This window comes from Streptomyces sp. 13-12-16 (assembly GCF_002114215.1).
GTDB lineage: Bacteria > Actinomycetota > Actinomycetes > Streptomycetales > Streptomycetaceae > Streptomyces.
Window position 1 is genome coordinate 1 of the sequence record NZ_NCTE01000823.1, and the last position, 3,764, is coordinate 3,764.

Annotated in this window: 6 protein-coding genes; 3 read left to right on the forward strand and 3 right to left on the reverse strand. The window is 69.6% G+C overall.

Annotated elements, in window-relative coordinates; all coding sequences use genetic code 11:
* Positions 1 to 323 precede the first annotated feature (323 nt).
* Positions 324 to 755: an ATP-binding protein gene (locus B7767_RS29740; protein WP_085574857.1), complete on the reverse strand. Its 432-nt coding sequence runs from the start codon at positions 753 to 755 to the stop codon at positions 324 to 326.
* 159 nt (positions 756 to 914) lie between these two features.
* Here B7767_RS29740 and B7767_RS29745 point away from each other — a divergent pair, with 159 nt between their 5' ends.
* The 3 genes from B7767_RS29745 to B7767_RS29755 are packed head-to-tail and all read left to right on the forward strand — an operon-like array spanning position 915 to position 2,208.
* On the forward strand, positions 915 to 1,796 hold the full coding sequence (locus tag B7767_RS29745) for a helix-turn-helix transcriptional regulator (protein WP_085574858.1): 882 nt from the start codon (positions 915 to 917) through the stop codon (positions 1,794 to 1,796).
* The gene (locus B7767_RS29750) at positions 1,793 to 2,002 is read left to right on the forward strand and encodes a DUF397 domain-containing protein (protein WP_085574859.1); all 210 of its coding nucleotides are present in this window, start codon (positions 1,793 to 1,795) and stop codon (positions 2,000 to 2,002) included. Before B7767_RS29745 ends, B7767_RS29750 begins: the two co-directional genes overlap by 4 nt.
* On the forward strand, positions 1,999 to 2,208 hold the full coding sequence (locus tag B7767_RS29755) for a DUF397 domain-containing protein (protein WP_085574860.1): 210 nt from the start codon (positions 1,999 to 2,001) through the stop codon (positions 2,206 to 2,208). The genes B7767_RS29750 and B7767_RS29755 overlap by 4 nt, the downstream gene beginning before the upstream one ends.
* A gap of 74 nt (positions 2,209 to 2,282) precedes the next feature.
* On the opposite strand, the gene B7767_RS29760 is transcribed toward B7767_RS29755, so the two are convergent.
* On the reverse strand, positions 2,283 to 2,882 hold the full coding sequence (locus B7767_RS29760) for a M23 family metallopeptidase (protein ID WP_085574861.1): 600 nt from the start codon (positions 2,880 to 2,882) through the stop codon (positions 2,283 to 2,285).
* A gap of 350 nt (positions 2,883 to 3,232) precedes the next feature.
* Positions 3,233 to 3,764, reverse strand: a 532-nt coding sequence (locus B7767_RS29765; RefSeq protein WP_306298002.1) for an ArsB/NhaD family transporter, incomplete at its 5' end; no start/stop codon positions are given.

Here is a 3,764-nt window from a genome sequence, read left to right on the forward strand (position 1 = left end):
GTGTGGTGACGCGATCGGGTCGGATTGCCGGCGGGGGCTGACCGGGCGCGCGGGGGCGCGCTAGTGTTTTGGGTATCCATCGGGAAGCCTCTTCTTCCTTGGTGGTCAGGCCCTCGCAACGGGAGTGGAGTCCCGGCGGGGGCCGAAGTCTTTTTCGGGTGGTGTGCGCTGAGCGTAGAGGCGTTGGGGGTCCGGAAATCCAGCTGAGCCGGTGATGTTCACCCGCCCGAGTGATCACGGGCCTCGGGCGGGAAAGGGTGGGGCTCGGTGGGGTGCTTTTCCCTGAGTTCTTCCCTTGGGAAGGCGCCGGTGGCACCGGAGTTTCAGTTTCCGGGTTCCGGTGCGGTGAGGCGCAGTTCGGCCCAGACGGTTTTGCGCGGGAAGCGGTCCTCGGTCACACCCCAGCGGTCCGCGAGCGCCTCCACGAGGAGCAGGCCCCGGCCCGACTCGGTGTCGGAGGAGGGCGGCTGGAGCTCGGGCAGGCGCTCGCCTCGGGTGTCGGTGACCTCGATGCGGAGGGTGTCGGCCACGACGTAGAGCGTGAGCCGGAAGTCCCGTCCCGCGACACGGCCGTGGGTCGCCGCGTTGGCGGCCAGCTCCGCGATGACCTGACGGGCCGGGTCCACGGGCAGCCCCCAGGAACGCAGTTGGCCCGCTCCCAGTCGTCGGGCTTGGTGGGCGCCGCGTGGCGTGGGGGAGAGCAGCACGCTGAAGTTGCGGACGGGGGCGGTGGGTTCGGCGGTTTGCTGATTCACGTCACTCAGCGTGTCGGGGTCTGCGTACCGTGAGGGGTGACTCGGTGTGTACGTACGGTCACTGTCCGGTGGTTGTCCGGTGCTGTCGTGGCTGTTCCGACGGTTGGTACGGGCAGGACGCCGGGTGCGTCACGGACCACGACGAAGGAGAGGTGCGGCATGACGGCGGTCGAGGCGGAGACGGGGCAACTCAAGACCGAGGCGGACGAGCCGGGTTGGGAGGTCGACCCGGACGACGAGTGGGGTGTCGCGGTCATCACGACCGTCGGGCGCCAGCTGAAGCTGCGCCGTGAGGCGGCGGGGATGCGGGCCGCCGAGTTCGGGCAGATCGTCGGCTACGGCGAGGACATGGTCTACAAGATCGAGGGCGGCAAGCGGATCCCCCGGCAGGAGTTCCTGGACAAGGCGGACGAGATCCTGGGCGCGGGCGGGCTGATCGCGGCGGCCTGGGAGGACGTGAAGAAGGTTCGGTATCCGAAGACCGTCCGGGACATTGCGAAGTTGGAAGGGCGGGCGGTCGAGATCGGCGTGTACGTGTGCAACAGCATCAGCGGGCTGTTGCAGACACCGGAGCACGCGCGGGCGCTGTTCCAGGCGGCGCAGCCACCGTATGCCCCGGACGACGTGGAGCGGATGGTGGCTGCTCGCATGGAGCGACGGTCGGTGTTCGAACGTGACCCGGCCCCTTCCATCAGCTTCGTCCTGGAAGAAGCGGCGCTGCAGAGAGAAGTCGGAGGCACAATGGTGTGGCGACAGCAGCTCGAACGTCTGCTTGAGGTGGGGCGGCTGCACAACGTCATGCTTCAGGTGATGCCGACGAAAACCGAAGCCCACCCCGGGGTGGACGGCAGGATCGAGTTGCTGAAGTTCGCGGACGGCACGGCGGTGGGACGCTCCGACGGCGCGTTCAACGGTCGGCCGACTTCCGAACCGAAGCAACTGCGCATCTTGGAGCTGCGGTACAGCACCATCCGGGCGCAGGCACTCTCGCCCCGGGAGTCGCTGGCCTTCATCGAGCAACTACTGCTGGGAGAAACATGATCCGCAAGATCTCCGCTGGTGACGCCTCCGGGCTGGCATGGTTCAAGAGCAGCTACAGCGACGGCACTGACGGTAACTCCTGCGTGGAACTCGCCCTCACCCCCGACGCCGTCCACGTCCGCGACTCCAAGAACCTCGCAGGCCCGCGGCTCGCTCTTGCTCCTGCCGCTTGGGCGCGTTTCGTGCCGTTCGCCTCGGAATCATGATCTGCGAGACCGCTGCCGGGGACGCTTCCGAGCTGGCGTGGTTCAAGAGCAGCTACAGCGGCGGTACCGATGGCGAGTCGTGTGTCGAACTCGTCGTCACCCCCGGCGCCGTCCACGTCCGCGACTCCAAGGACACCGCGGGCCCCCGCCTCACCTTCACCCCCGATACGTGGGCGCGTTTCGCCCCGTACGCCTCCGGAGACTGAACACCGAAAAGCGACCCCGAGGACGGCGCGGGGCCGTTCTCGGGGTCGCTCGGGTGCTGCTGGGGTGACCGGGGTCAGACGGTCACGCCGTTGGCGCGCAGGAACTTCGCCGGGTCCATGGCGGAGCCGTAGTTCGGGGTGGTGCGGATCTCGAAGTGCAGGTGCGGGCCGCTGGAGTTGCCGGTGTTGCCGGACAGGGCGATCTTCTGGCCGGTCTTGACGACCTGGCCGATCTTCACGTTCACCTGCGACAGGTGGGCGTACTGGGAGTACGTGCCGTTGCCGTGCTTGATGACGACGGCGTTGCCGTAGGCGGGGCCGTCGCCGGCGCCGTTGGGGCCGGCCTTGACGACGGTGCCGCCGTGCGCGGCCATCACGGTGGTGCCGGTCGGGACGGCGTAGTCCTGGCCGCTGTGCTTGTGCGCCCACATGCCGCCGTTCTGGGCGAAGCTCGCGGACAGCTTGTAGCTCTTGACCGGGGAGACCCAGGAGGCGGTCGCCTTCTTGGCGGCGGCCTGCGCCTGGGCGGTGGCGGCGGGCGCCGCCGTGTTCTCGGCGGCGGCCGCGGCCCCGACTCCCAGGACGACCGTGGCGCCCATGCCGGCGGCCAGGACGGCCGCACGGGTCTGGGTGAGGGACGTACGGGGGAGGCGGGACGTGACGCGCTGGAGCATGGAGACCTCGTGGGTGAGGGGACGGGGAAGCCATCGGCGGAACGGGTCCGTGCCGTGCTGGCTGTTCCTTGGTAACCGGACCCGGACAGAAGCCGCAAAGGTGTGACCTACGATGAAAGGCCGTACTTCGGGCGTGAGACGCACGTCTCTTGACCGGTGGGCCCGTACGGGGCGAAACCCCCATTTCAAGCTGATCGATCAGCTCTGCGCCCCAAATGTCCCTTTTGGATTCAACCACTTTTCCACTATTCCGGGTAGTACCGGACGGAACGCCTGTGCCGCTTGTCACCGGGAGCCCGGTCCGGGGCCCGCGTGAATGTGGCGTGGGTCTCCGGGATCCCCGTCCGCGCTCACCCGCCCAGCAGCTCCAGCGACACCCACAGCGCCACCGTCGACGCCAGCAGCGCCGCCGGGACGGTGGCCAGGCCCAGCAGCGTGAAGCGCTTGAGGCTGACCTCGTGGGCGTGGTGGTGGGCGATGCGGCGCCACAGGAGGGTGGCCAGGGAGCCCGCGTAGGTGAGGTTCGGGCCGATGTTGACGCCCAGCAGGACCGCGAGGACCGCGCCGGGGCCGGACGGCGCGGCCAGGGGGACGAGGGCGAGGACCGCGGGCAGGTTGTTGATCAGGTTGGCGAGCAGTGCGGCCAGGCCCGCGACGGCCAGCAGGGCCGGCAGGGACGTGCCGTCGGGGAGGACCGCGCCGAGCGCGTCGCCCAGACCGTGGTCCAGGACCGCCCGTACGACCACGCCGAGGGCGAGGACGAACGCGAGGAACGGCAGGTCGGCCGCGCGGAGGAGCGCCGCCGGGGTGGTGCGGCGGCGCGACAGGGCGCGTACGGCCAGCACTGTCGCGCCGGCCGCCGCCGCCCACGCCGGGTCGACG

Coding starts and splice junctions, on each gene's coding strand:
- B7767_RS29745 (WP_085574858.1), top strand. CDS start 915: ATGACGGCGGTCGAGGCGGAGACGGGGCAACTCAAGACCGAGGCGGAC.
- B7767_RS29750 (WP_085574859.1), top strand. CDS start 1,793: ATGATCCGCAAGATCTCCGCTGGTGACGCCTCCGGGCTGGCATGGTTC.
- B7767_RS29755 (WP_085574860.1), top strand. CDS start 1,999: ATGATCTGCGAGACCGCTGCCGGGGACGCTTCCGAGCTGGCGTGGTTC.
- B7767_RS29760 (WP_085574861.1), bottom strand. CDS start 2,882: ATGCTCCAGCGCGTCACGTCCCGCCTCCCCCGTACGTCCCTCACCCAG.